We start from the raw sequence: 23,030 nt of genomic DNA, 5'->3' as shown, positions 1-23,030 counted from the left end.
ACAGAAAATTCTAATAATTGGCGCACCCATCTTCACAGAGGAGAGAGAAGGGAATGGCTAAGCGAATTCTGGTGGTCGAGGACGAAGCACCGATCCGCGAAATGCTCTGCTTCGTGTTGGAGCAGAAGGGATATGAGACGATTGAAGCGGAAGATTACGCCGATGGACTGGCGAAGGTGCGCGAACCCTACCCCGAACTCATCGTGCTCGACTGGATGATGCCGGGCGGCAGTGGCATCCAGTTTATCAAGCAGCTCAAGCAGGATGAGGTGACGCGCCAGATCCCGGTGGTGATGCTCACCGCTCGCGGTGAAGAGGAGGACAAGGTGCGTGGTCTGGAGGCCGGTGCCGACGACTACATTACCAAGCCGTTCTCGCCCAAGGAGTTGACCGCTCGCCTCCATGCGGTGATGCGCCGCGTGTCGCCCACCTCGGTGGACGAGGTGATCGAGGTGCAGGGGCTGAAACTCGATCCTGTCTCCCACCGGGTCAGTGCCGAAGAGAAGGCGCTCGACATGGGGCCGACCGAATTCAAGCTGCTTCACTTCTTCATGACTCACCCCGAGCGGGTCTACAGCCGTGAACAGCTGCTCAATAATGTCTGGGGTACCAATGTGTACGTCGAGGACAGAACCGTGGATGTGCATATTCGTCGCCTGCGCAAGGCGATTGAAGATACAGGGCACGACAGATTGATCCAGACGGTGCGTGGAGCCGGATACCGCTTCTCAACCCGTCTCTAGAGGCAGTTATGTTGCAACCTTACGCCTGGCGGCGACAGTTGTGGCGAATGGCGTTTTTTTACGCCCCCTTCGCATTGGTTGGCTGGTTGATTGATCATCTTGCCCTCTGCCTGTTGGTGGCGGCCGTGTTGCATCTGGGCTGGCACTATCGCTTCCAGAAGCGGCTCTCTGACTGGTTGTGGCACGACCGTAGCCTGGTGCCCCCCAGCGGCAATGGCAGCTGGGAGTACATCTTCAACGGTATCTACAAGCTGCAGCAGCGTCACCGCGCCCGTCGCCGCGAGCTGGCGGGGCTGATCCGCCGCTTCCGGGAGGGGGCCGAGGCGCTGCCCGATGCCGCCGTGGTGTTTCGCACCGATGGCAGCATCCTCTGGTGCAACCGGCTGGCGGAGCAACTGCTCGGTTTTCGCTGGCCGGAGGATGCCGGCCAGCATATCGGCAACCTCATTCGCAATCCGGCCTTTAACGCCTATCTGGGCAAGGGAGCGTATGACGAGCCCCTCGAGATGCACTCCCCGGTCAACGAGGAGAAGTTTCTCGAGTTTCGGATCATGCCCTACGCCTCGGATCAGGCGATGCTGGTGGTGCGGGATGTCACCCGCTTGCGCAGTCTCGAGAAGACCCGCAAGCACTTTGTCTCCAACGTCTCCCACGAGCTCCGCACCCCGCTGACCGTGCTCAAGGGCTATCTGGAGATGACCGAGGAGCCGCCCCCGCCCGCCATGTGGGCCAAGGCGCATCGGGTGATGATGGAGCAGACCATCCGGATGGATAATCTGGTCAATCAGCTGCTCACCCTCTCCCGTATCGAGGCGGCTCCGACCGTGGATCTCTCCCATCTGGTGGACATGCCTGCCATGCTGGGGCTGCTGGAGCAGGAGGCGCGAGCTCTCTCGGGCGAACGGGCCCACCAGCTCGAATTTGTGGTGCAGCCCAATCTTCTGGTGCGCGGGGATCAGGAGCAGCTGCGCAGTGCTGTCTCCAACCTGGTCTACAACGCCATTCACTACACCCCGGCGGGGCGAAAAATTACCGTGGAGTGGCGCAAGCAGGGGGCGATGGCGCTGTTTGCCGTGAGCGATGAAGGGGAGGGGATTGCCCCCGAGCATCTGGCACGGCTGACCGAGCGGTTCTATCGGGTCGACAAGGCACGCTCGCGCCATACCGGCGGCTCAGGCTTGGGCCTTGCCATCGTCAAGCATGCCCTCAGTCATCACGACTGCCAGCTCGATATCGAGAGCCGGGTCGGCCTTGGCAGCCGCTTCAGCTTTCTCATCCCGAGCCGGATGGTGGTGATTAAATAGTCTTTTATGGCAATGAGTTAGCTGCAAAAAGAGGGCCTTTGAACGGGCCCTCTTTTCATTTGTTCAAATCTGTCGCCATGTCATTAAAGTGTCACATTAAATCCATAAATTTGTCACTGCCAGGTCAGATACTGGCGCCGTCTTAAGAACGGACCTTCTGTAACTTTGGAGAGATTGGATGAAACTCAACAAACTGGCTGGTGTAATCGGATTCACCGCAGCAACCCTGTTTTCTGTCAGCGCCCTGGCTGCCGGTGTGGATAAAGACCTGCCGGATTACACACCGACCAGCGGCATTTCGGGCAACCTGTCCTCTGTCGGCTCTGACACCCTGGCCAACATGATGACCCTGTGGGCCGAAGAATTTAAGCGCTTGTACCCCAACGTCAACGTGCAGATCCAGGCCGCCGGTTCTTCTACCGCCCCGACTGCCCTGACCGAAGGTGTTGCCCAGTTCGGCCCGATGAGCCGTGCCATGAAGGCCGGTGAAGAGGAAGCATTCGAGAAGCGTTACGGCTACAAGCCGACTGCCATCCGCGTTGCAGTCGATGCCCTGGCGGTGTTCGTCAACAAGGACAACCCCATCAAGGGGCTGACCATGCCGCAGATCGACGCCATCTTCTCCAGCACCCTCAAGTGCGGCGAAGCCAAGGCTGCCACCAAGTGGTCTGATCTGGGTCTGGACGGCAACTGGTCCTCTAAGGATCTGCAACTGTTCGGTCGCAACTCCGTATCCGGTACCTACGGTTACTTCAAGGAGCACGCCCTGTGTAACGGCGACTTCAAGAGCGGCGTGAACGAGCAGCCGGGTTCTGCCTCCGTGGTGCAGTCTGTCTCTGCCTCCCTGAACGGCATCGGCTACTCCGGTATCGGTTATGTCACCTCCGGCGTGCGTGCAGTACCGCTCTCCAAGGATGGCAAGACCTTCATCGAAGCGACCTCCGATAACGCCATCACCGGCAAGTATCCGCTGTCACGCTTCCTGTACGTTTACGTGAACAAGCATCCGAACAAGCCGCTCTCCCCGATGGAGCAAGAGTTCGTCAAGATGATGCTCTCCAAAGCAGGCCAGAACATCGTTGCCAAAGATGGCTACGTGCCGGTGCCGGCCAAGGTGGTACAGGCTGACCTGAAAAAGCTGGGTATCATGTAACTGGCTGCAGTCAGCATGCCCTGATAAAACGAGCCCCAAGCGGGCTCGTTTTGTTTTTGGCGACTGTCAGTTTTGTTAATAGCGCTGGATGGATATTTTTCCGCCAGCCGGGGGCTGGCTCCCTTGCTTAGCCGGGCGGCATTTCCGAGAATAGGGCAACGTTATGGCAAAGGATCCCTTCATGATTGCGTCCCTCACCAAGTTTGGCCTGGTAGCCCTCTGTAGTTCCCTGCTGGTCGCCTGCGCCCAGTCGCCGACCGGCCGCAGCCAGATGCTGCTCTACTCTCCCCAGCAGATGAACCAGCTGGGCGCCGACTCCTTCGAACAGATGAAAAAGCAGGAGAAGGTGAGCAAGGATGCCAAACTCAACGCCTATGTCTCCTGTGTCGCCAAGGCGGTGACCGCCCAGGTGCCGGCCAGCTATGGCATCACCAATTGGGAAGTGGTGGTGTTTGACTCCAAACAGGTCAACGCCTTCGCCCTGCCCGGCGGCAAGATTGGTGTCTACAGCGGTCTGCTCAAGGTGGCCAAGAATCAGGATCAGCTGGCGACCGTCATCGGTCACGAGCTGACTCACGTACTGGCCCAGCACTCCAACGAACGACTCTCGCGCAGCCAGCTGGCGGGGATTGGTCTGGCGGCTGCGGACATTGCCATGGGCACCAGCGAGTATCGCGGCGCCACCATGGCCGCCCTTGGCCTCGGGGTCGAGGTGGGGGTGATGTTGCCCTATGGCCGAACTCAGGAGAGCGAAGCGGATCGGCTCGGACTTGAGCTGATGGCGCGTGCCGGGTTCAATCCGGCCGAGGCAATCCCCCTGTGGCAAAACATGAGTGCCGCCGCCGGTGGCAACACGCCGCCGCAACTGCTCTCCACCCACCCGAGCAACGAGAACCGGATCGCCGAGTTGCAGGCGCAACAGGCGCAAGTGCTGCCGCTCTATGAGCAGGCCCGCGCCAACGGTCTGGTGCCCCAATGCAAGGCATAAGCCTGCGCATGGCGCGCAGCGACGATGCCGCCGCCATGACGGTGATGCAGCGAGCCAGTTGGCTCGCTGCCTATGGCCAGGTGCTTGGTGCCGACCTGCTGGAGCAGCTGGACGTTACCGCCCATCTGCAGATCTGGCAGAGCCGTCTGGCCGAGCCGGGCCCAAGGCCCATGCTGCTTTGTCTCGATGAGGTAGTGATAGGCCTGCTCTACTGGCAACCACAGCAGGAAGCGGAGCAGAGCAGCGCCCTGATCCGCGCTTTTTACCTCCATCCCGACCACTGGCGACAAGGCTATGGCAAACGGCTGTGGCAGGCGGTGGCGATGCAGATGCGCCGCGCCGGTTGCCATAGCGTCAAATTGTGGCTGCTCGATGGCAACCACATTGGCGAGGGGTTCTACCTGCGCCGCGGCTTTGTCTTTGATGGCGAAGAGCGCACCCTGATAAGCCTCGGGCAGCCCTGCCTGCAGCGACAAATGAGCCGTTTGCTCTGATCACTCTCCCGTTTTTCGCCTTTGGTCACTTTATTTTTTTTGCGAATTAATACAATGTCCCCCTTGAAACAGAGTTGGATAAACACGGGCTGACAAGGGAGTGCTGGCATGTATTACGGCTTTGATATCGGTGGCACCAAGATCGCCTTCGCGGTCTATGACGGTGCATTGAACCTCTGCCACGAGGAGCGCATGAGTACCCCGGGCAACGATTACGAGGGGCTGCAGCAGCTGATCCGCTCCCGGGTCGAGCAGGCGGATGCCCGCTTCGGCGCACGGGGCTCGGTCGGCATTGGTTTCCCCGGTGTCATCAACAGCCAGGATCACAGCATAGTGGCGGCCAATCTGCCCTCCATCAATGGTCGCCATCTGGGCGCAGATCTGGCCGAACTGCTGGAGCGGCCGGTCAAGGTAGATAACGACGCCAACTGCTTCCTCTGGTCCGAAGTGCATCAAGGGGCAGCCGACGGCGCAGGCAGTGCGCTCGGCGTCACCATCGGCACCGGTATCGGCGGCGCCGTCTATCTGGCGGGCAAGCTTATTCAGGGGCGCAACTGGCTGGCTGGTGAGATTGGTCACTACCCCTTGCCCGCGACCATGCTGATGAAGTACCCCGAGTTGCCCCGTCCCCGTTGCGGCTGCGGCCGTCTGGTCTGTTTTGAAACCTATGCCTCCGGCACCGGTCTGGAGCGTCTCTATCACCATTTCCATGGCCAGCGCGCCACGGGTCACCAGATTGTGGGGCGCTTCGAGGCCCATGAACCCCATGCGGTCGAGACGGTCGACTGCTGGCTGGAGATCATGGCCGCCGGGCTTGCCACCGCCATTTCGGTGATTGATCCCGAGGCGGTGGTGTTGGGGGGCGGCCTGAGCGGCCTGCCCGCCCTCTATGAACAGCTGCCGCTGCGTCTGCCCGGTCACTTGCTGCCTGGGGTCGCCCTGCCCGAGATCCGCCAGGCCCGCTTCGGTGGTGCCGGTGGTGTGCGCGGCGCAGCCTTGCTCAATCTATGAGATCAGATGTGGGGTCTGATCTCCCCGAAAAAGGAGTCCTCATGACCCGTCTTGAAATCTGTATCGACAACCTGGAATCCCTCTTCACCGCCCAGCAATCCGGGGCGGATCGCATCGAGCTCTGCTCTGCGCTGGGTCTCGGTGGTCTGACCCCCTCCTACGGTTTTATGCAGCAGGCGGCCCGCCATGCCACCGTGCCGGTTTATGCCATGATCCGCCCGCGCGCCGGGGATTTTTGCTTTAACGACGGCGAGTTCGAGATGATGCTGCAAGATATCGCGGCGGCAAGCGCTGCGGGGCTGCAAGGGGTGGTGGTCGGTCTGCTGGATGAGGAGGGGCGGGTGCCTGCCGCCAAGCTCAAACAGCTGGTGGATGCAGCAGGATCGTTGGGGGTCACCTTCCATCGCGCCATCGACCTCTCCTCCGACTGGCGTCTGGATCTGGAGACCATAGTCGCGGCCGGCTGCGAGCGTATTCTGAGCTCGGGCCACGCCGCAACCGCGCTGGCTGGGCTCGAGACCCTGCAGGAGATGCAGCAGGCGCTGGCGGGACGTGCCAGCCTGATGCCGGGCGCCGGGGTCAATGCCGACAACGCGCGTACCATCATCGAGTTCACTGGGGTGAGCGAAGTGCATATGTCCGGCATGGGCTGGCGCGGTGGCATGGTGCCGCACGGAGTGAATATGGGCACTTCGGATGATGGTCGGGTCAATATCACCGATGGCGCCAAGGTGGCTGCGGTCAGAGCCTTGCTGGATCGCGGTTAAGCAGATCGCCGCCGTTGGGCGGCGTTCATCCGCATCTTGTGTGAAGTTCCTCCCACTGACGGGGAAATCAGGGGCGCCCCCGGCAGCACCCCGGCCAAAAGTCTGATATTATCCCGCCTCTTTACTACATGGATCTGGAGCAACATCTCAATGTCCCAATACGACTCTATCGAACAGAAGGCCAGCTATGGCATCGGCCGCAACATGGGTGATCAGCTGGCGCAGCAAGCTTTCGCCGGTCTGGATATCCCGGCCCTGCAACAAGGTCTGGCAGATGCCCTGAATGGTCTGGAGTTCGCGGTCAGCCGTGACGATATCAATGATGCCTTCCAGGTCATCACTGCGCGTATGCAAGAAGAGCAGGAAGCCGCCGCCAAGGCCGCCGCTGCTGACGGCGAAGCCTTCCTGGCTGATAACGCCAAGCGCACTGAAGTGAAGGTGACCGACTCCGGTCTGCAGTACGAAGTGCTGGTAGAAGGCAACGGTGCCGTTCCGGTAGCCGGTCAGTCCGTGCGTGTGCACTACCACGGTACCTTCACCCACGGTGGCGTATTCGACAGCTCCGTCGCTCGCGGCCAGCCGGCTGAATTCCCGGTGACCGGCGTGATCGCTGGCTGGGTTGAAGCGCTGCAGCTGATGCCGGTTGGTTCCAAATGGAAGCTATACATCCCCCACGATCTGGCCTACGGTGCCCGTGGCGCGGGCTCCATCCCGCCTTACTCTGCACTGGTATTTGAAGTCGAGCTGCTGGACATCCTGTGATCCTGCTGGCTTGATGCAAACGGCGACCCTCGGGTCGCCGTTTGTTTTTGGGCTATGTGATAGACAGCATTTGTCGCGACCAGCGGGCTGGAGAGCAGAAAAGGGCTGCACTTTTGCGCCATTGACTGGTTTTTTCAGAAACGGGAACAGGCATACTGCGACTCATTAGAGAGGATAAGGAGAACCCGATGAGCAAGAAGATGAAGAAAGTAGCGGGGCTTGCGCTGTTGCTGCTGAGCATTCCGGCCAGTGCTGATGCCATGCGCTGCAAGAACGCCCTGATCACCGAGGGAGACACCACCGCCGAGATGCTGCTCAAGTGCGGTGAGCCGATGTTGCGTGAAGAGCTCAACCGCAACGAGGAGAACCAGTTTGGCAACATGGTGCAGGTCAAATATGGTGAACGCTGGACCTACAACTTCGGCAAGAACGAGTTCATGCGCTTTGTGACGGTGCGCAACGGCATCATTACCGATATCGAAAACGGCCCGCGCGGCCAGTAGCCGGCGGGCAAAGCATGGATGCACAACAGACAGTAGGGCAAGACCCTTTGACTCACATGTCCGGCAAGGGGTCGCGGTGACCAAGTTGTCTGACCGCCAGATTGATCTGGCGAGCCAGTCTTAGCCGCTGGCGGCAGGTCAGGCCATGGAGGCTGATCCTGCCCGCGTTGAATTCAAATGTCCCCAGCGACTCGATGGCAAAATAGCCTCGATGAAAGCTCTTGATGTAGCGAGCGATCTGCCGTGGGGATAACTGCTTGAATACCTTCATCACACGGTTCCCTGATTGCCTGGACAGGGCACACTATGGTGTCGGTCGATGACACTGATATGACGGTTTATAAAGATTTGCATGAATCCTTATTTTGCCAGTGAGCTCGGCAAATTGACGTCATCATCGAAAAAGTTGTGCCATGGCAAACCACTGCACCGATATACTGCGGGCTTGAATGGAACAAACGAAAGGGCCTGTGCGTGGAATGGGTTGATGTGGTGGACGAGGATAACCGGGTGATTGGCGTGGCCGAGCGAGCCAAGGTGCGGCGGGAGAATCTCTGCCATCGCGCCAGCTATATTCTGGTGCTCGACGACGCGGATCGGATCCTGGTGCAGCGACGCACCCTCAGCAAGGATTTCTGCCCCGGCATGCTGGATGCCTGCGCTGGTGGCGTGGTCACCACCGGTGAGGAGATGGAGCGCTCCGCCCGGCGCGAGCTGGCCGAAGAGCTGGGGATTATGGATGTTCCTCTGCAGGGCTTTGGCAGCTTTTATGCGGAAGGGGAGGGCTACCGGGTCTGGGGCGGCCTCTTCAGTTGCCGTTATCAGGGGCCGCTGCAGTTGCAGGCCGAAGAGGTGAGCGCGGTGCACTGGATGAGCCTGGCCGAGATTGCCGAGCGCGCCAGCGAATTTACCCCCGACTCCCTGCTCGCCATCGCCACCTGGCAGGCGAGACGCTGACCAACTTCATATATCCTCTTCTCCAGAGACAAGACGGGCAGCCTGATGGCTGCCCGTCTGCCTTTGTGCATTTAGTTGGTCTGCTACACCAGCTTGAGGCGTCGGTTGGTGCGCCCGCAAGCGCTCGGTTTGGCGAGCCAGTGCCCTTGCCAGTCGGTGGCGAGGCGCAGCAGCGGATATTCCAGATCGAGCCGGGTCACCACCAGCTGGCCCGTTTCATCTCCACTCACGGGATTGCCGCTGGCGGGATCGATGATTTCGACGATGCAGCTCTCGTTGACGATAAAGCCCTGACCGGGCTGACTCTCGTAGGCCACCACCCCCACATCCTGCCACACCAGACAGTTGAGGGCCGCAATGCCGTGAATGGCGCGCAGTGGCGCGGTTTCAGGATGGGTTGCTTCGCACAATAGGGCGCGGCGCAGCGAGTCGCTCGGGATCTCCGCCGCTTCGGCCGCTTCCAGCAGGTCGAGCAGGGTCACCAGCGGGCCGACATAGCCGGTGGGTTGATAGCGCAACAGAGCCTCCAGCTGGCGCTGGGTATCGTGGGGCCCGCAAGGCACCACTGGAGCCCCAAGTTGGCGGGCGCCGTTATCGAAGATAAAGGCGGTGGGGCCAGCGTGATAGTCGTGGCCGTTGAGCATCACTTCCCCTGCCTTGAAACCGGCGGCAAACAGCGCCCGGGCGGCGCCCCACCAGTCTGCCCCGGCATATTCGGGGATTGCCAGCTGGCCCAGACAGGAGAAGACCCGCAGCGCCTGACTGGCGGGGCGGCCGGTGAGACCGGCAAAGGGGGGATGAGCCTGCTGGGCGGCAAAGAGTTCTTTGCTGTCGAGCAGTGGCAGGGTGGCCAGCTCTGCCAGATCCTCGATGCGGCACTGGCGATAGGCGCTGGAGTAACCGGCGCAATATTGACTGACATGGGTAAGCTGATGATTGAGCTGGTCCAGTTGCTGCTGTTCGCGCATGGCGGGGGGACGAATTTCCAGACCATCGTAATAGTGTTGCATGGGGCCTCCTGGCGCCGTGAAACCAGCTCAAGAGTAGTCTGCCCAAGGGGAAAATGCCTGCCGCTATCCATGGTCAGGCTCAGAGCCGCTGTTAGGCGGCATCGTCACTCTGGGATAAACTGGCGACTTCCCATCACGACTCAGGACGAGAAATCATGATTGCTGTAGGACAACCCCTGCCTGCGGGCGAATTTACCTTTATCACCGCCGAGGGCAAGCAGCTGCGGGATAGCCAGACGCTGTTCGCCGGTAAAAAAGTGGTGCTGTTTGCAGTGCCTGGTGCCTTTACTCCCACCTGCTCCAATGCTCATCTGCCCGGCTATGTGGTGCTGGCCGATCAGTTTATGGCCAAAGGGGTGGATGCCATCTGCTGTCTGTCGGTCAACGACGCCTTCGTGATGCGAGCCTGGCAGACGGCCCAGAATGCCGAGGCGATCACCATGCTGGCGGATGGCGATGGCAGCTGGACCTGGGCGCTGGGTCTGGCCAAGGATACCGGCGCCTTTGGCGGCATCCGCGCCCAGCGCTTTGCGTTGATCGCCAACGATGGAGTGGTCGAGCAGCTGTTTGTTGAGGAGCCGGGCAAGTTCGAGGTCTCCGATGCCGCGAGCCTGCTGGCTGCACTGTGAAATGTTAATCAAGGTTTGATTTCCCCTTGAAATGGGAGGTGGCACAGCTACACTGGCGCCACTTTCCCATGGTGCCTGCCCGTTCGGGCTGGCGCTTCGTTGCAGATAACAAGAGATGAAGATCCTATGACCCTGGCTTTTGTTGCCCTGATTGCCGGACTGGCGCTGCTGGTCTGGAGTGCAGACAAGTTTGTCGACGGTGCCGCCGCCACTGCCCGTTATGCGGGGATGCCGCCGCTGCTGATCGGCATGGTGATCATCGGTTTTGGTACCTCGGCCCCGGAGATGGTGGTCTCGGCACTGGCGGCGTCCCAGGGCAATCCCGGGTTGGCGCTTGGTAATGCCTATGGCTCCAACATCACCAATATCGCGCTGATCCTGGGTCTGACGGCACTGATCAGCCCTATCGCGGTGGCCTCTCAGGTAGTACGCAAGGAGATCCCTATTCTGCTCGGTATTACCCTGCTCTCCGGCGCACTGCTGATCGATGGTCATCTGGGCCGGATGGATGCGGTCATTCTGGGGGCCGTCTTCGTTGCCCTGATGGGCTGGTCCATCTGGGCTGGCATGAATGGCAAGGGAGATGCGCTGGATACCGAGACCGCCGAGGATATCGAGAGCGAGGGGATGTCCCTCAAGAGCGCCATCTTCTGGCTGGTAGTCGGGCTGGTGCTGCTGATTGGCGCTTCCCGCCTGTTGGTCTGGGGGGCGGTAACCATCGCTCAGGCGCTTGGTATCAGCGATCTGGTGATTGGTCTCACCATAGTCGCGGTGGGAACCTCCCTGCCGGAGCTGGCCTCGTCGCTGATCGCCATTCGCAAGAACGAGCATGATCTGGCCCTTGGCAACGTGCTCGGCTCCAACCTGTTCAACACCCTGGCGGTGGTGGGGATTGCGGCGGGCATCCACCCGCTCGATGTGGCGCCGGAGGTGCTCACCCGTGACTGGAGCATCATGATGGGGCTGACCCTGCTGCTGCTGGTGATGTGTCTGGGCCGCAAGGGGCAGGGCCGTATCAACCGGTTGGAGGGGGGCGTGCTGCTCACCTGCTTCGTCGCCTACACCGGCTGGCTGCTGACCAGTCAGTTTATCTGATAGGGGTTGGTGAAATGAGAGAGGGGGAAGCTCAAGCTTCCCCCTCTTGTTTTTGCCCAGTGAACCTGTTGGCGAGCGGTGTGCTCAGGCTACTGCCACCAGCTTCTGCCCTTTCTGGCTGCTGTCCAGAATGAGGATGCTGGCCTTGGGGAAGAAGTTGAAGGTGGAGGCGGAGGCCCAGGTGTAGGCGCCCATCACCTTGCCAACCACCAACTCGCCGATAGCCAGGTCCGGCAGCATGATGCCATCGCGGATCACATCCACGCTGTCGCAGGTGGGGCCGGAGAGCACCGAGTTGTGCTGCTCGCCACTGGCATAAGGCGTGCTCACCGGATAGGTGACGTGGTCATAGAGCTGGCCGTTGTAGCTGCCGTAGAGGCCGTCATCCAGGTAGTACCAGATCTTGTCGCCGCGGTGGGCCTTGCCCATTACGCTGGATACCGAAGTCATAGCCGGTGCGCTGATAAAGCGGCCCGGTTCGGCAATCTTCTGCACGGTAGCGGGCAACTTGGCCAGCGCTTCGCGGATCGGGGCGCAGAAGCCGTCGATATCGAACTCGCCCCCTTCATAATCCACCGGGAAACCGCCGCCGATATCCAGCACCCAGGGCTTGAGCCCGAGCGCCCAGGCCTGCTCCATGATCTCGCGGCAGGCGTCGATGGCCTGCACATGGCGACGGGCATGAGGCACCTGGGAGCCGACGTGGAACGACAGCCCCATCACCTTGATCCCCTTGGCGTGGGCCAGTTGCAACAGCGGCAGCGCCTGCTCCGGAGTGCAGCCGAACTTCTTGGAGAGATCGACCTTGGTCTCGGGGTTGGGGAAGCTGACCCGCAGCAGCAGTTTCACTTCGTCCTTGTAGGGAATGAACTTCTCCAGCTCCAGCGGGTTGTCGTAGACAAACACGGTGCAGCCGAACTCCAGCGCGTAACGGATATCGCTGTCGCGCTTGATGGGATGGGTATGAATGCAACGTCCCGGGCGAACCCCCTGACTGCGCACCAGATCCACTTCGCCATTGGTGGCCAGATCGAAACAGGCCCCCTCTTCCTTCAAGACAGAGACCACCGCCTCATGGGGCAGGGGTTTGAGTGCATAGTGCAATCGTACATCGGGCAGGGCGGCGGCCAGGGCCCGATATTGTTTGCGGACGGCTGCCTTGTCGAGCAGCAGCAGGGGGGAGCCGAATTGTTCAACCAGCTGACGGTAATCTTGTGCGACCACATCTTTTGCAACCAGGGCGTCGTTCATTCTCTTTTGAAAGTCCTTAGGGGGCGTGATATGCCCAAGCCATATGCGATTGAACCGGCGACGGCCGGGTCAGGCGAGCGGTCCGGTGGGACCAACCGAACACAGTGCATAAATTGACGACAAAGTGCTTGGTTATGCAGCGGATTATCTGCTTATTGATTCTGTGTGCAAGCATTTTGATTGGATATGTCGGCAAGATTTTCTTGGCGAAACGAGAGGGATCACTGTTCTCTATCCGCTATTTTCCCGTTTGGGCCACATTTGATCCGTGAGAGCCTAACTTGTTGATAGTTAACTAACATTTAACATTCTTGCCGCGGTTCTGGCGGTCACTAAAAAAATATAAATGGGGGCGGCCAAGTGCGAGACAGCTCACATTTTTTGGATTAACATGCCGACTTCCTAATCCAAACTAGTTCGGATGAAGGTAGCAGGAGAGCGATGGGCAACCATCCACCGAAGAAGTGAATCTTTCAGGTACCGGGCAACCGGTGTGGACTGCTACTGGACGATACTCTGGAGAGACCCGTTAAATCGGGCGCCGAAGGAGCAAGGCACCATGACTACCCGCAAGGGCAGGTTGGCGCCGGAAACTCTCAGGCAAAAGGACAGAGGGGATGGGATGGTTGTACCTGGGCTTGGCCCGCATCCGATCGCCTCTGGCCGGTCGCGACACCTATGGGAAGATCATCCTTCTCCTCCTTAATTTCTGTTTCTTAAGGAGGATGCATGTCATCAATTCAATCGGCGTTAACCGCCATCGATAGCTTTATCTGGGGGCCACCCCTGCTGATCCTGCTGGTCGGGACCGGTATCTATCTCACCCTGCGTCTGGGTCTGCTTCAGGTGGTGCGCTTGCCGCTCGCTCTGCGGCTGGTCTTTGGTCGCGATCAGGGGCAGGGCAAGCAGGGGGATGTCTCCAGCTTCGGCGCCCTCTGTACCGCTCTCTCTGCCACCATCGGTACCGGCAACATCGTAGGGGTGGCTACCGCCATCAAGCTCGGCGGCCCCGGTGCCCTGTTCTGGATGTGGATGGCGGCGCTGTTCGGCATGGCCACCAAGTACGCCGAGTGTCTGCTGGCGGTCAAATACCGCGAGCAGGATGCCAACGGCCAGATGGCGGGTGGCCCCATGTACTATCTGGAGAAGGGGCTCGGCTCCAAGCCGCTGGCCAAGTTGTTTGCCCTGTTCGGCATCGGCGTGGCTTTCTTCGGGATCGGTACCTTCCCGCAGGTCAATGCCATCTCCGACGCCATGAGCCTCTCCTTCTCGGTGCCCCGTGAAGCGACCGCCGTGGTGCTGACCCTGATCGTGGCGCTGGTGACCCTGGGAGGGATCAAGTCCATCTCCAGCGTGTCGAGCAAGGTGGTGCCCTTCATGGCCATCTTCTACATCGTCGCCTGTCTGGGTGTGCTGGTGAACAACGCCAGCGCCCTGCCCGATGCCGTCATGCTGGTGATCGAGAGTGCCTTCACCGGCCATGCGGCGACCGGCGGCTTCGTTGGGGCCAGCATCATGTTGGCCATTCAGTCCGGGGTAGCGCGCGGGGTCTTCTCCAACGAGTCAGGGTTGGGCTCGGCACCCATCGCAGCGGCGGCGGCCAAGACCGATTCCTGCGTGGAGCAGGGGCTGGTCTCCATGACAGGTACCTTCATCGACACCATCATCATCTGCACCATGACCGGCCTGACCCTGGTGGTGACCGGCGTGTGGAGCGGCGATGCAAGCGGCGCGGCCATGACCAGTCTGGCTTTTGCCCAGGGGCTGGATGCCCATGTCGGCCAGTATCTGGTGAGCATCGGCCTGCTGTTCTTCGCCTTTACCACCATCCTTGGCTGGAACTACTACGGCGAGCGCTGCACCGAATACCTGTTCGGGGTTAAGGCAATCAAGCCCTATCGTCTGGTCTATCTGGCGCTGGTGGCGAGCGGTGCTTTCCTCCATCTGGACATGATTTGGCTGCTGGCCGATATCGTTAACGGCCTGATGGCGGTGCCCAACCTCATCGGCCTGATTGGCCTGCGCCATGTGGTGATCGCCGAGACCCGCGCCTACTTTAGCCGGGATCTGGATAGCGAAGCCGAGCCGGAGCCGCAGACGGCCTGAACGCCTCAGCCCGTTTCACGCTCCCCTTGAAAAGAACAAGCCACGACTCCGGTCGTGGCTTTTTGTGCGCCGTGTCTCTGGATGGGGACTTTCCCTCTCCCTTCGGGATAAGGTCAGAATGAGGGGGATAGCCCCTCGCTCAGCAGGCTATCCAGACGAGCTCGCACCTTATCCACCAGTGCCTGATCGCTACCGCGCCAATCGATGCAGCTTGCCAGCGTAATGGAGGTTCCCGCCATAAAACGCAGCTCGCCGCCCGCCAGCTCGTAGAAGCGGCTCGCCATTCTGGTTCCCTCATCCACATCACCCGCCACCAGCAGCATGGCTTGTGCCAGCACGGCGCCCTGGTGATCCTGTCCCGGCGCCAGCCAGCGCTGGGCAGTGCCGGTGATCTTGCGTCCCCCGATCACCAGATTGTACTGACCATCGCAAAAGGATCCGGGCACAAAGTCATAGCTTCCCTCAAGTCCGTACTCCGCCAATAGGGTCAGCAGCGGGGCCCCCAGCAGCCGGTAGTAGTGGGCGAGATCTGTGGTGGTACGGGGCAGCAGCAGAGATAGGTTGAGGATCCCCGCCCCGTGGGGCACGGCGGTGCCGCCGCTGTCGCGCACATGTACCGGCCAGCCTTCAGCTGCAAGTTGCTGGCAGGCGGCTTCGTAATGGGGGAGGCGGGTATCCTTGCGGGTGACAATCAGGCATTGGGGCGCCTGCCACAGGTGAGCGCGGGGTTGTCCGTCATGGGCACAGTCGCGCAACCAGTGCTGCTCTTGCGCCAGTATCTGTGCGGGTGAAGCGGTATTGGGGAGGGGGGAGAGCAGGCGATAGGGCATGGCGGCATCCTCAAAAAAGGCTGCCCAGCACACTACCCGTGGCGACTGGCAAGGTAAAGCCCCGCAGTGCGGGGCTGTTTGCTATCGGTAGACGGTGTCTCAGGAGTGGCGCGCTTCGCGCTTGGGCAGCAGCAGGTTGAGCACGATGGCGGTAATGCCACCGGTGGCGACGCCGTAGGAGAGTACGCTCTTGGCCAGCTCCGGCAGGTGTTGCAGCACTTCCGGCACCTGTGCGACCCCCAGCCCCATGGCCAGCGACACCGCCAGGATCATCAGGGCGCGGCGATCCAGCTCCTCGCGGGCAATGATGCGCACGCCAGCGGCGGCGATGGTGCCAAACATGACGATGGTCGCTCCGCCCAGCACGGGCTCGGGGATCTGCTGTACCAGGCTGGCGACCGCCGGGAACAGGCCAAGCAGGGCCAGCATGGCGGCGATAAAGAGACCGACGTGACGGCTGGCGACGCCGGTCAGCTGAATGACGCCGTTATTCTGGGCGAAGGTGGACATGGGGAAGGTGGAGAACACCGCCGCCAGCATGGAGTTGGCACCATCGGCCAGCACGCCGCCTTTGATCCGCTCCATATAGACAGGCCCTTCCAGTGGCTCGCCGGAGATATCCGAGGTGGCGGTCATGTCGCCGATCGCTTCGAGCGCCGTCACCACGAAGATGATGGCGAGCGGCACGAACAGTTGCCAGTCAAAGCCGAGGCCGTAGTGGAGCGGAATGGGCACCATCACCAGCGGGCCGTCGAAGGTGGGGGCGCTCACTTTGCCCAGCAACAGCGCCACGGCATAGCCCGCCAGCATGGCGATCATGATGGCGGAGAGGCGCAACCAGGGGTTGCGACTGCGTTGCAGCAACACGATAAGGCCGAGCACCAGCAGGGAGAGGAAGAGGTTGGTGTGACTGGCGAAGCTGCCATCAGAGAGGGCTGCATAGCCGCCGCCCATGCTGATCAGGCCCACCTTGATCAGGGTCAGGCCGATCAGCAGCACCACTATGCCGGTCACCAGTGGGGTGATGATCCGTTTCACCAGATGGAGGAAGCGGCTCATCACCACTATGGTGAGTGCGGCAACCATCATGGTGCCAAACAATGTGCCCAACAGATCCTCGGTGGGCATGGCCGCCTGTTTGAGGGCGAGACCGGAGGCGATGATGGGGCCGAGGAAGTTGAAGCTGGTGCCCTGTACCGAGAGCAGGCCGGAACCGATGGGGCCGAAGCGGCGGGTTTGAATGAAGGAGGCGATGCCGGACATGACCAGCGACATGGAGACGATATAACGGGTGTCGGCGGCAGGGAGGCCGAGGGCATTGGCGATAATCAGGGGCGGGGTAATGATGGCGACAAACATGGCGAGCATATGCTGCAGGGCGGCGAACAGCGTCTGGGGCAGAGGCGGGACATCCTCTATGCCATAGACCAGTTCGCTATGGGCTCGCCTGGGTGGATGTGCCTCTCGATTGGCGCGTGTGACAGCAGCCTGTTCCATAAGTACCTCGAATTGTGTGGGGAGGGGGAGAAAATTGGGCGCTATTGTAGTGATTGAAATGAGGCTGACCAGCGCTAATTATGCAAAAAAAGGTTTATTTTTTGATGGGTTGAAACGTTTGCGCACTGCGATTATCATCTGTCGGTTTGTGTGACCGACCTCTCCTTTTTATTCTCCCCGCTAATGACATTTTTACCACTTTGTAGGTGTAGAATGAGCCCTCAGTATTCATCGTGGAGACTCTGGATGCTCAAGTTGTCAGAGTTCTGGAGTGCGAGGGTTCACTCCGAAGATTTTACTCGTACTCGCATGGGCTTTATGACGGTGCGGTTGCGCCTGCTGACCTGCTTGCTGATGCTTGGATTGCCCGCCTGGGCCGTGGTGGATTGGTTGACTTTGCCTGCCGTTCATTTCGAGCAGCTGTTTCAGGCCAGGATCTTCTGCACCCTGGCGCTCTCGCCACTTATTCCGCTCTCGTACCTCATCCACTTCAAGCGGGAACGGATGAAGCTGGCCCTTGGCTACCTGATGGCCGTGATGATGCTCTTCTCTCTCTTCTGCCTGAACAGCTTTGGCGCCGGACAGGAGTTGCAGGCGGGCTATGCGGCCTTTCCTTATCTGCTGATCACCCTGTTTGCCATCTTCCCCATCCCCCTCTCCCTCGGCTTGCAACTGGCAGGCGTGGTGCTGGTGACCATGTTGCTGGGCCACTGGCTGCTGGTGGGACAGAGCATCTGGAGTCAGGCCACCCTGAATCAGGTGTGGGTGCTCGGCATGTTTACCATGGCCAGTTGCTGGGTGCAGTGCGGTCAGCTCAACATGCTGCTGCGGCTCTATCGGGAATCGACCACCGATGAGCTGACCGGCATGATGAACCGCCGTCTGCTGATGAAGCAGCTGGAGCAGGCCAGAATCCGGCTGCAACTCAAGAAGAAGCCCTTTGCGGTGATGCTGCTGGATCTCGATCGCTTTAAGCGGATCAACGATATCTACGGCCATCTGGCGGGGGATGCGGTGCTCAAGGAGGTGGCGACCACCCTGGGGGAGCAGCTGGAGCCTGACATGGTGCTGGGGCGTTATGGCGGCGAAGAGTTTGCCATCCTGATGCACAACTGCGCCGATCCGGCACTGGCGAGCAAAATGGCCGAGCGGCTGCGCATTGCCGTCGAGGCGCGGCTGGTGAAGAGCCCCACCTCGGACGAATTGCTGGAGGTGACGGTGAGTATCGGGATTGCCATGGCTCGTGCCGATGACACCATCGATATTCTGATCAACCGTGCCGACGAGTGTCTCTATCAGGCCAAGATGGCGGGACGCAACTGCGTGGTGGTCGAGGGGCAGGACTGCGGAAAAACAGATGCCGCCTGAGGGCGGCATCCTGTTGGCAATGAGCTGGCGAGATCAGGCCAGCTTGTACTTGCCGGAGAGCTGCTGGGCCAGCAGCTTGAACATGTTGAAGACTGCCATGGTCTTGCCGGTCGGGGTGCCATCTTCGGCCAGGAAATACTCCCCCTTGAACACCAGAATATCCCCCTTCTGCTCCACCGAATCGGCGCGCATACCGTGGATGAAGTCTTCATGCTCTTTGATGATCTTGTTGGCCATCTCAAGCAGGGCCGTCTCGGTGATCAGCTCTTTCTGTGGTTGCATGCTCGTCTCCTTAAACGACTACTGGACAGGGAAATCGTGGATCCCTGCCTCTGATTGAAGAGGCGCCCAGCATACTGCAAACAGGGTTTTTCTGTCATTGATATGACCCCGATTTGTGGCTGTTTATCCGATCACCAGATTCTTCAACCAGCAGCGTTGGCGAATACGGCGCTGCACCAGCAACACCTTGCTGAGCTCCTCCAGCAAGACCACCGCCACCACCCAGGAGAGGGGCCAGCCGAGCAGCGTGACCGCCACCCAGGCGAGCGGGATGCCGATGCACCACATGCCGACGATGTCGATAAAGATGGTGTAGTTCACATCGCCGCCAGAGCGCAGCACTCCGATGATCCCCACCATGTTGAACACCTTGAGCAGCATCCCGAGGCACATGATGCCGAGCACCTGTCCCGCTTCCGTCATCAGCTCGGGGGGCAGGTTGCCGACCCACTGCAACAGGTTGGCTTGCAGCAGCCAGACGATGATCCCCACCAGTAGCGCGCCAATCGGTGCCAGCAGCAGGAACAGCTGGGAGTGCTGCCAGGCGACCTCGTACTCCTCGGCCCCGAGCCGGTGGCCGAGCAGGGTGGAGCAGGCCACCGCCAGTCCGAAGAAGAGGGAGATGAGGATGCTCTCCAGGGTGCCGAGGGTGGTCATGATGGCTAGCGAGTCAGTGCCAAGATGGGCATAGAGAAAGCCGTAAATTAGCATGCCGAAGGCCCATAGGCCGTCATGGAACAGCAGCGGCAGGGCGATCAGGGTAAAGCGCACCACCTCCTTGCGCTTGAAGGCGGCTAGCCAGTCTGGTGCGCGCGGGATCAGGCGTGCCTCATAATGCTTTACGTAGAGCAGCAGCAGGGCTGTCTGCAGCAGCCGGGAAATGGTGGTGCCCCAGGCCGAGCCGGCGACGCCCATCGCCTCGAAGCCGAAGTGGCCAAAGATGAGTGCGTAGTTGAGGATGACGTTGGCGATGATGGCGATAATGCCGATCCGGGTCGGCGCGGCGGCATTGCCGACCGATCGCAGGGCCGATTCCAGCGGCACCACCACGGCGGTGCAGAGGATGGTGGCGCCGGTGATCATCAAGAATTGATCCGCCAGTGCCCGCAGTGCCGGATCCTGACTGGCAAAGCCCAGCACGCTACCCGGCGATAGCACATAGATGAAGGCAAAGGGCAGGGTGACCAGCAGGGCGCCCACTATTGCCAGCGCAAGAGAGCGGCGCACCCCGGCCATCTCCCCGCGCCCGAAGTATTGTGCTGCCAATACCGAGACCCCGCCCGCGAGGCCCGCTATCACCAGCAGATTGAAGAAGAAGACCCGGTTACCCAAGCCGACCGCCGCCACAGCCGTGGTGCCAAGCTGGCTCACCATCATGATATCGATGAGGCCGAGCAGGGAGAACATCATGGATTGCAGCGAGACAGGCAGGGCCAGCCGCCACAATCGGGTCATGAACTCGCGATCGGTGGTTTGTTTTAAAATCGCTTGCCAATAATTCATAGTTGTTAACCGGGTATGAGAAAAGCAAGGTTTGTCAGGGGTATGATAGGGGCTTATGAGGCTCTTCTCACTGTGAGTAGCTCTCGGTTTTCTTGTGTAAAACTATCCTTTTGAGGTGTTATGCCATTTGCCAGCGAGTGTCTGGAGATAGCGCCAGCCTGTGAAGAGCAGATGCTGGGACGTGAAGGGCTGCCCCTGCTCGGCGAGGCGGGGATCTTCCTGACCGGCCTCTCCCGGGTGCGGGATCACTACCTCATCCGCCGCAATCGCCCCGAGTTTCACATTCTGATGGTGAGTCACGATGAGGGGGGCGCGCTGCTCACCGACGAGGGGGAGCAAGCCATTCCGGCCGGATCGCTGATTTTCCTGCCGGCCGCCGTGCCCGGTGGTCTCAAACTGATTGGCGAAAGCTGGCAGATCAGCTGGATTTTGCTCGATGACGTGCCGCGCTGGCAGCACCTACATCGCCTTGGTCACCGTATCTGGCAAGGGGATGGCGGCGATCAGCTCTACCATCTGCTCAGCCTGATGCAGGGGGAGGGGGTTCGCTCTTCGCTGCAACCTCAACTGCTCAGCCTGTTGCTGGCGCTGTTGGAGCGCACCCTGCAAGGGGAGGTACGCGGTACCCCTGAACTCAGGTTGCAGGCACTGTTTCGCCGGGTGGAGGCGCGCCTGGACGAACCCTGGAGTGTCGCCCTGCTGGCCCGACAGATGGCTTGCTCTGTACCCCATCTGCACCGGCTCTGTCAGCAAGCGTTCGGTATGGGGCCGATGGCGAGGGTGACCGAGCTCAGAATGAACAAGGCGCGCCAGCTGCTGCTCTATACCAACTGGCCACTTGGCGAGCTGGCGGCCCGGGTCGGTTACAGCGATGGGGCCAACTTTGCCAACCGCTTTCGTCGTCTGACTGGTCAGACCCCCGGCGCCTTTCGTCGACTGGGTCGCAAACCTTTTGCAACGGATGTGCAAACTCTTTGAAATTAATGAGACAAGCCCCTAGGATCGGCGGGTCCCTGCGTCTAGCTAACCGTTTAGGTACCAAGATCCATGTTTGAAGATAATAACCAGAAACGTCCTCTCTACATTCCCTACGCCGGTCCCGCCCTGCTGGAGACCCCCTTGCTCAACAAGGGCAGCGCCTTCACCAGCGAAGAGCGCAGCAACTTCAACCTCGAAGGTCTGTTACCCCAGAATATCGAGACCATCGAAGAGCAGGCCGAGCGCGCCTATCGCCAGTTCATGGCGTTTGGCAACGACATGGACAAGCACATCTATCTGCGCAACATCCAGGATACCAACGAGACACTGTTCTACCGTCTGCTGCACAACCACCTGACCGAGATGTTGCCCATCATCTACACCCCGACCGTCGGCAAGGCGTGCGAGGAGTTTTCCAACATCTATCGTCGCGCCCGTGGCCTGTTTATCTCCTATCCGGACAAGGACAGGATCGATGACATGCTGCAAAACGCCACCAAGCAGAACGTCAAGGTGATCGTGGTGACCGATGGCGAGCGGATCCTGGGTCTGGGTGACCAAGGTATCGGCGGCATGGGCATTCCCATCGGCAAGCTCTCCCTCTACACCGCCTGTGGTGGCATTTCGCCCGCCTACTGCCTGCCGGTGGTGCTGGATGTCGGCACCAACAACCAGCAACTGCTGAATGACCCCTTCTATATGGGATGGCGCAATCCGCGTATCTCGGGGGATGAGTACGCCGAGTTTGTCGATGCCTTCATTCAGGCGGTCAAGCGCCGCTGGCCCGATATCCTGCTGCAGTTTGAGGATTTCGCCCAGAACAACGCCATGCCACTGCTCAACCGCTACAAGAACGAGCTCTGCTGCTTCAACGACGATATTCAGGGCACCGCGGCGGTGACGCTGGGCAGCCTGATCGCCGCCTGCAAGGCCTCTGGCGCCAAGCTCTCCGAGAAGCGGGTTGCCTTCCTCGGTGCGGGCAGTGCCGGTTGCGGTATCGCCGAGCAGATCGTGGCACAGATGAAGGCCGAGGGGCTGACCGATGCCCAGGCCCGCAGCCGGGTATTTATGGTGGACCGCTTCGGTCTTATCACCGACAAGATCCCCAACCAGCTCGACTTCCAGCGCCGTCTCTCCCAGCCGGTGGAGCGCATCGCTGACTGGCCGGTGGGGGACAATATCTCCCTGCTGGAGGTGATGGAGCACGGCCGCCCGGACATCCTGATCGGGGTATCCGGTCAGCCGGGGCTGTTCACCGAAGAGGTGGTCAAGACCATGCACAAGCACTGTGCCCGTCCCATCATCTTCCCGCTCTCCAACCCCACCTCCCGGGTCGAGGCGACGCCGGCAGACCTCATCCGCTGGACCGACGGTCAGGCGCTGGTGGCCACCGGCAGTCCGTTTGCACCGGTGGAGCACAAGGGCAAGCGCTACGTCATCGCCCAGTGCAACAACTCCTTCATCTTCCCGGGGATCGGCCTTGGCGTCATCGCCTCCGGCGCCACCCGGGTGACCGACGCCATGTTGATGTCGGCCAGTCGCGCGCTGGCAGAGTGTTCGCCGCTGGTGAAAGGGGAGGAGGGTTCTCTGCTGCCGGATCTGGCGGATATCCATCAGGTCTCCCGCTACATCGCCAAGATGGTAGCCAAGACCGCCATGCTGCAGGGCAAGGCGGTGCAGACCCCGGACGAGGTGATCGATCAGGCCATCGACGCCAACTTCTGGCATCCGGAATATCGCCGCTACCGTCGCACCTCGTTCTGATTTCTGCGCAAAGACGCAAAGCAAAAGGGATGCCT

General features: G+C 60.4%; 23 protein-coding genes and 1 riboswitch. Of the genes, 16 read left to right on the top strand and 7 right to left on the bottom strand.

Translation table 11 applies throughout. The features are described 5' to 3' along the window. Nucleotides 1-53 precede the first annotated feature (53 nt). From phoB to WBR25_RS15065, 9 genes are all read left to right on the top strand, one after another. Nucleotides 54-743 (top strand): phosphate regulon transcriptional regulator PhoB, encoded by a 690-nt coding sequence (gene phoB, locus WBR25_RS15105; protein ID WP_479748504.1) that lies wholly within the window; start codon nt 54-56, stop codon nt 741-743. Between the two features lie 8 nt (nt 744-751). Next, the gene (gene phoR, locus WBR25_RS15100; RefSeq protein ID WP_005338413.1) at nt 752-2,047 is read left to right on the top strand and encodes a phosphate regulon sensor histidine kinase PhoR; all 1,296 of its coding nucleotides are present in this window, start codon (nt 752-754) and stop codon (nt 2,045-2,047) included. A 178-nt stretch (nt 2,048-2,225) separates the two neighbouring features. Further along, nucleotides 2,226-3,200 (top strand): PstS family phosphate ABC transporter substrate-binding protein, encoded by a 975-nt coding sequence (locus WBR25_RS15095; protein WP_005338411.1) that lies wholly within the window; start codon nt 2,226-2,228, stop codon nt 3,198-3,200. 181 nt (nt 3,201-3,381) lie between these two features. Then, on the top strand, nt 3,382-4,188 hold the full coding sequence (locus WBR25_RS15090; RefSeq protein ID WP_005358873.1) for a M48 family metallopeptidase: 807 nt from the start codon (nt 3,382-3,384) through the stop codon (nt 4,186-4,188). After that, the gene (locus WBR25_RS15085) at nt 4,176-4,682 is read left to right on the top strand and encodes a GNAT family N-acetyltransferase (RefSeq protein ID WP_216951833.1); all 507 of its coding nucleotides are present in this window, start codon (nt 4,176-4,178) and stop codon (nt 4,680-4,682) included. Before WBR25_RS15090 ends, WBR25_RS15085 begins: the two co-directional genes overlap by 13 nt. A 108-nt stretch (nt 4,683-4,790) precedes the next feature. Beyond that, on the top strand, nt 4,791-5,693 hold the full coding sequence (locus WBR25_RS15080) for an ROK family protein (protein WP_421209563.1): 903 nt from the start codon (nt 4,791-4,793) through the stop codon (nt 5,691-5,693). A 41-nt stretch (nt 5,694-5,734) separates the two neighbouring features. Then, nucleotides 5,735-6,460: a copper homeostasis protein CutC gene (locus tag WBR25_RS15075; protein WP_479748501.1), complete on the top strand. Its 726-nt coding sequence runs from the start codon at nt 5,735-5,737 to the stop codon at nt 6,458-6,460. Nucleotides 6,461-6,610: 150 nt separating this feature from the next. Then, nucleotides 6,611-7,222: a BamJ family beta-barrel-assembly machinery protein gene (bamJ, locus tag WBR25_RS15070; RefSeq protein WP_479748499.1), complete on the top strand. Its 612-nt coding sequence runs from the start codon at nt 6,611-6,613 to the stop codon at nt 7,220-7,222. A gap of 188 nt (nt 7,223-7,410) precedes the next feature. Then, nucleotides 7,411-7,725 carry a DUF2845 domain-containing protein gene (locus WBR25_RS15065; protein ID WP_005338404.1) on the top strand — a complete coding sequence of 105 codons (315 nt, stop codon included), beginning with the start codon at nt 7,411-7,413 and terminating at the stop codon, nt 7,723-7,725. Between the two features lie 52 nt (nt 7,726-7,777). Here WBR25_RS15065 and WBR25_RS15060 read toward each other — a convergent pair whose 3' ends face one another. Beyond that, complete coding sequence (locus WBR25_RS15060) at nt 7,778-7,996, bottom strand: DUF1107 family protein (protein ID WP_005338403.1); 219 nt, start codon at nt 7,994-7,996, stop codon at nt 7,778-7,780. A 203-nt stretch (nt 7,997-8,199) separates the two neighbouring features. Between WBR25_RS15060 and yfcD the strand changes: the two genes are divergently transcribed. After that, nucleotides 8,200-8,682: an NUDIX hydrolase YfcD gene (gene yfcD, locus WBR25_RS15055; RefSeq protein ID WP_047435956.1), complete on the top strand. Its 483-nt coding sequence runs from the start codon at nt 8,200-8,202 to the stop codon at nt 8,680-8,682. An 83-nt stretch (nt 8,683-8,765) separates the two neighbouring features. On the opposite strand, the gene WBR25_RS15050 is transcribed toward yfcD, so the two are convergent. Continuing rightward, nucleotides 8,766-9,692: a phenylacetate--CoA ligase family protein gene (locus tag WBR25_RS15050; protein WP_479748496.1), complete on the bottom strand. Its 927-nt coding sequence runs from the start codon at nt 9,690-9,692 to the stop codon at nt 8,766-8,768. A gap of 155 nt (nt 9,693-9,847) precedes the next feature. Here WBR25_RS15050 and WBR25_RS15045 point away from each other — a divergent pair, with 155 nt between their 5' ends. Beyond that, entirely contained in the window at nt 9,848-10,321 is a 474-nt protein-coding gene (locus WBR25_RS15045; protein WP_479748494.1) for a redoxin family protein, read from the top strand. Nucleotides 10,322-10,447: 126 nt separating this feature from the next. Continuing rightward, the gene (locus WBR25_RS15040) at nt 10,448-11,416 is read left to right on the top strand and encodes a calcium/sodium antiporter (protein ID WP_005343920.1); all 969 of its coding nucleotides are present in this window, start codon (nt 10,448-10,450) and stop codon (nt 11,414-11,416) included. Nucleotides 11,417-11,500: 84 nt separating this feature from the next. Here the strand turns inward: WBR25_RS15040 and WBR25_RS15035 are convergent, their stop codons facing one another. Next, nucleotides 11,501-12,667: a type III PLP-dependent enzyme gene (locus WBR25_RS15035; protein WP_058056704.1), complete on the bottom strand. Its 1,167-nt coding sequence runs from the start codon at nt 12,665-12,667 to the stop codon at nt 11,501-11,503. A gap of 506 nt (nt 12,668-13,173) precedes the next feature. Then, nucleotides 13,174-13,289: riboswitch (glycine riboswitch) on the top strand. 107 nt (nt 13,290-13,396) lie between these two features. On the opposite strand from WBR25_RS15035, the gene WBR25_RS15030 reads away from it, so the two are divergent. Then, a complete protein-coding gene (locus WBR25_RS15030; RefSeq protein ID WP_005338391.1) occupies nt 13,397-14,773 on the top strand; it encodes an alanine/glycine:cation symporter family protein in 1,377 nt (458 codons plus the stop codon). Between the two features lie 113 nt (nt 14,774-14,886). On the opposite strand, the gene WBR25_RS15025 is transcribed toward WBR25_RS15030, so the two are convergent. Continuing rightward, nucleotides 14,887-15,603, bottom strand: a complete 717-nt coding sequence (locus WBR25_RS15025) for a lipoyl protein ligase domain-containing protein (protein ID WP_479748490.1) — start codon at nt 15,601-15,603, stop codon at nt 14,887-14,889. A 99-nt stretch (nt 15,604-15,702) separates the two neighbouring features. Further along, a complete protein-coding gene (locus tag WBR25_RS15020; protein WP_040066712.1) occupies nt 15,703-17,100 on the bottom strand; it encodes a nucleobase:cation symporter-2 family protein in 1,398 nt (465 codons plus the stop codon). A 246-nt stretch (nt 17,101-17,346) separates the two neighbouring features. Here WBR25_RS15020 and WBR25_RS15015 point away from each other — a divergent pair, with 246 nt between their 5' ends. Continuing rightward, on the top strand, nt 17,347-18,468 hold the full coding sequence (locus WBR25_RS15015; RefSeq protein ID WP_479748488.1) for a GGDEF domain-containing protein: 1,122 nt from the start codon (nt 17,347-17,349) through the stop codon (nt 18,466-18,468). A gap of 33 nt (nt 18,469-18,501) precedes the next feature. On the opposite strand, the gene WBR25_RS15010 is transcribed toward WBR25_RS15015, so the two are convergent. Both WBR25_RS15010 and WBR25_RS15005 read right to left on the bottom strand, forming a co-directional pair. Then, nucleotides 18,502-18,750: a YciN family protein gene (locus tag WBR25_RS15010; RefSeq protein ID WP_005338382.1), complete on the bottom strand. Its 249-nt coding sequence runs from the start codon at nt 18,748-18,750 to the stop codon at nt 18,502-18,504. Between the two features lie 123 nt (nt 18,751-18,873). Beyond that, entirely contained in the window at nt 18,874-20,253 is a 1,380-nt protein-coding gene (locus WBR25_RS15005; protein ID WP_479748487.1) for an MATE family efflux transporter, read from the bottom strand. Nucleotides 20,254-20,373: 120 nt separating this feature from the next. Between WBR25_RS15005 and WBR25_RS15000 the strand changes: the two genes are divergently transcribed. Then, on the top strand, nt 20,374-21,231 hold the full coding sequence (locus WBR25_RS15000; protein WP_005338380.1) for a helix-turn-helix transcriptional regulator: 858 nt from the start codon (nt 20,374-20,376) through the stop codon (nt 21,229-21,231). A 69-nt stretch (nt 21,232-21,300) separates the two neighbouring features. Then, nucleotides 21,301-22,995, top strand: coding sequence for an NAD-dependent malic enzyme (locus tag WBR25_RS14995; RefSeq protein WP_005338379.1), 1,695 nt, complete (start codon nt 21,301-21,303; stop codon nt 22,993-22,995). The last annotated feature ends 35 nt before the right edge of the window (nt 22,996-23,030 follow it).

This window comes from Aeromonas sp. MTB (assembly GCF_056632455.1).
This window is presented reverse-complemented; position numbering and strand designations above follow the sequence as displayed.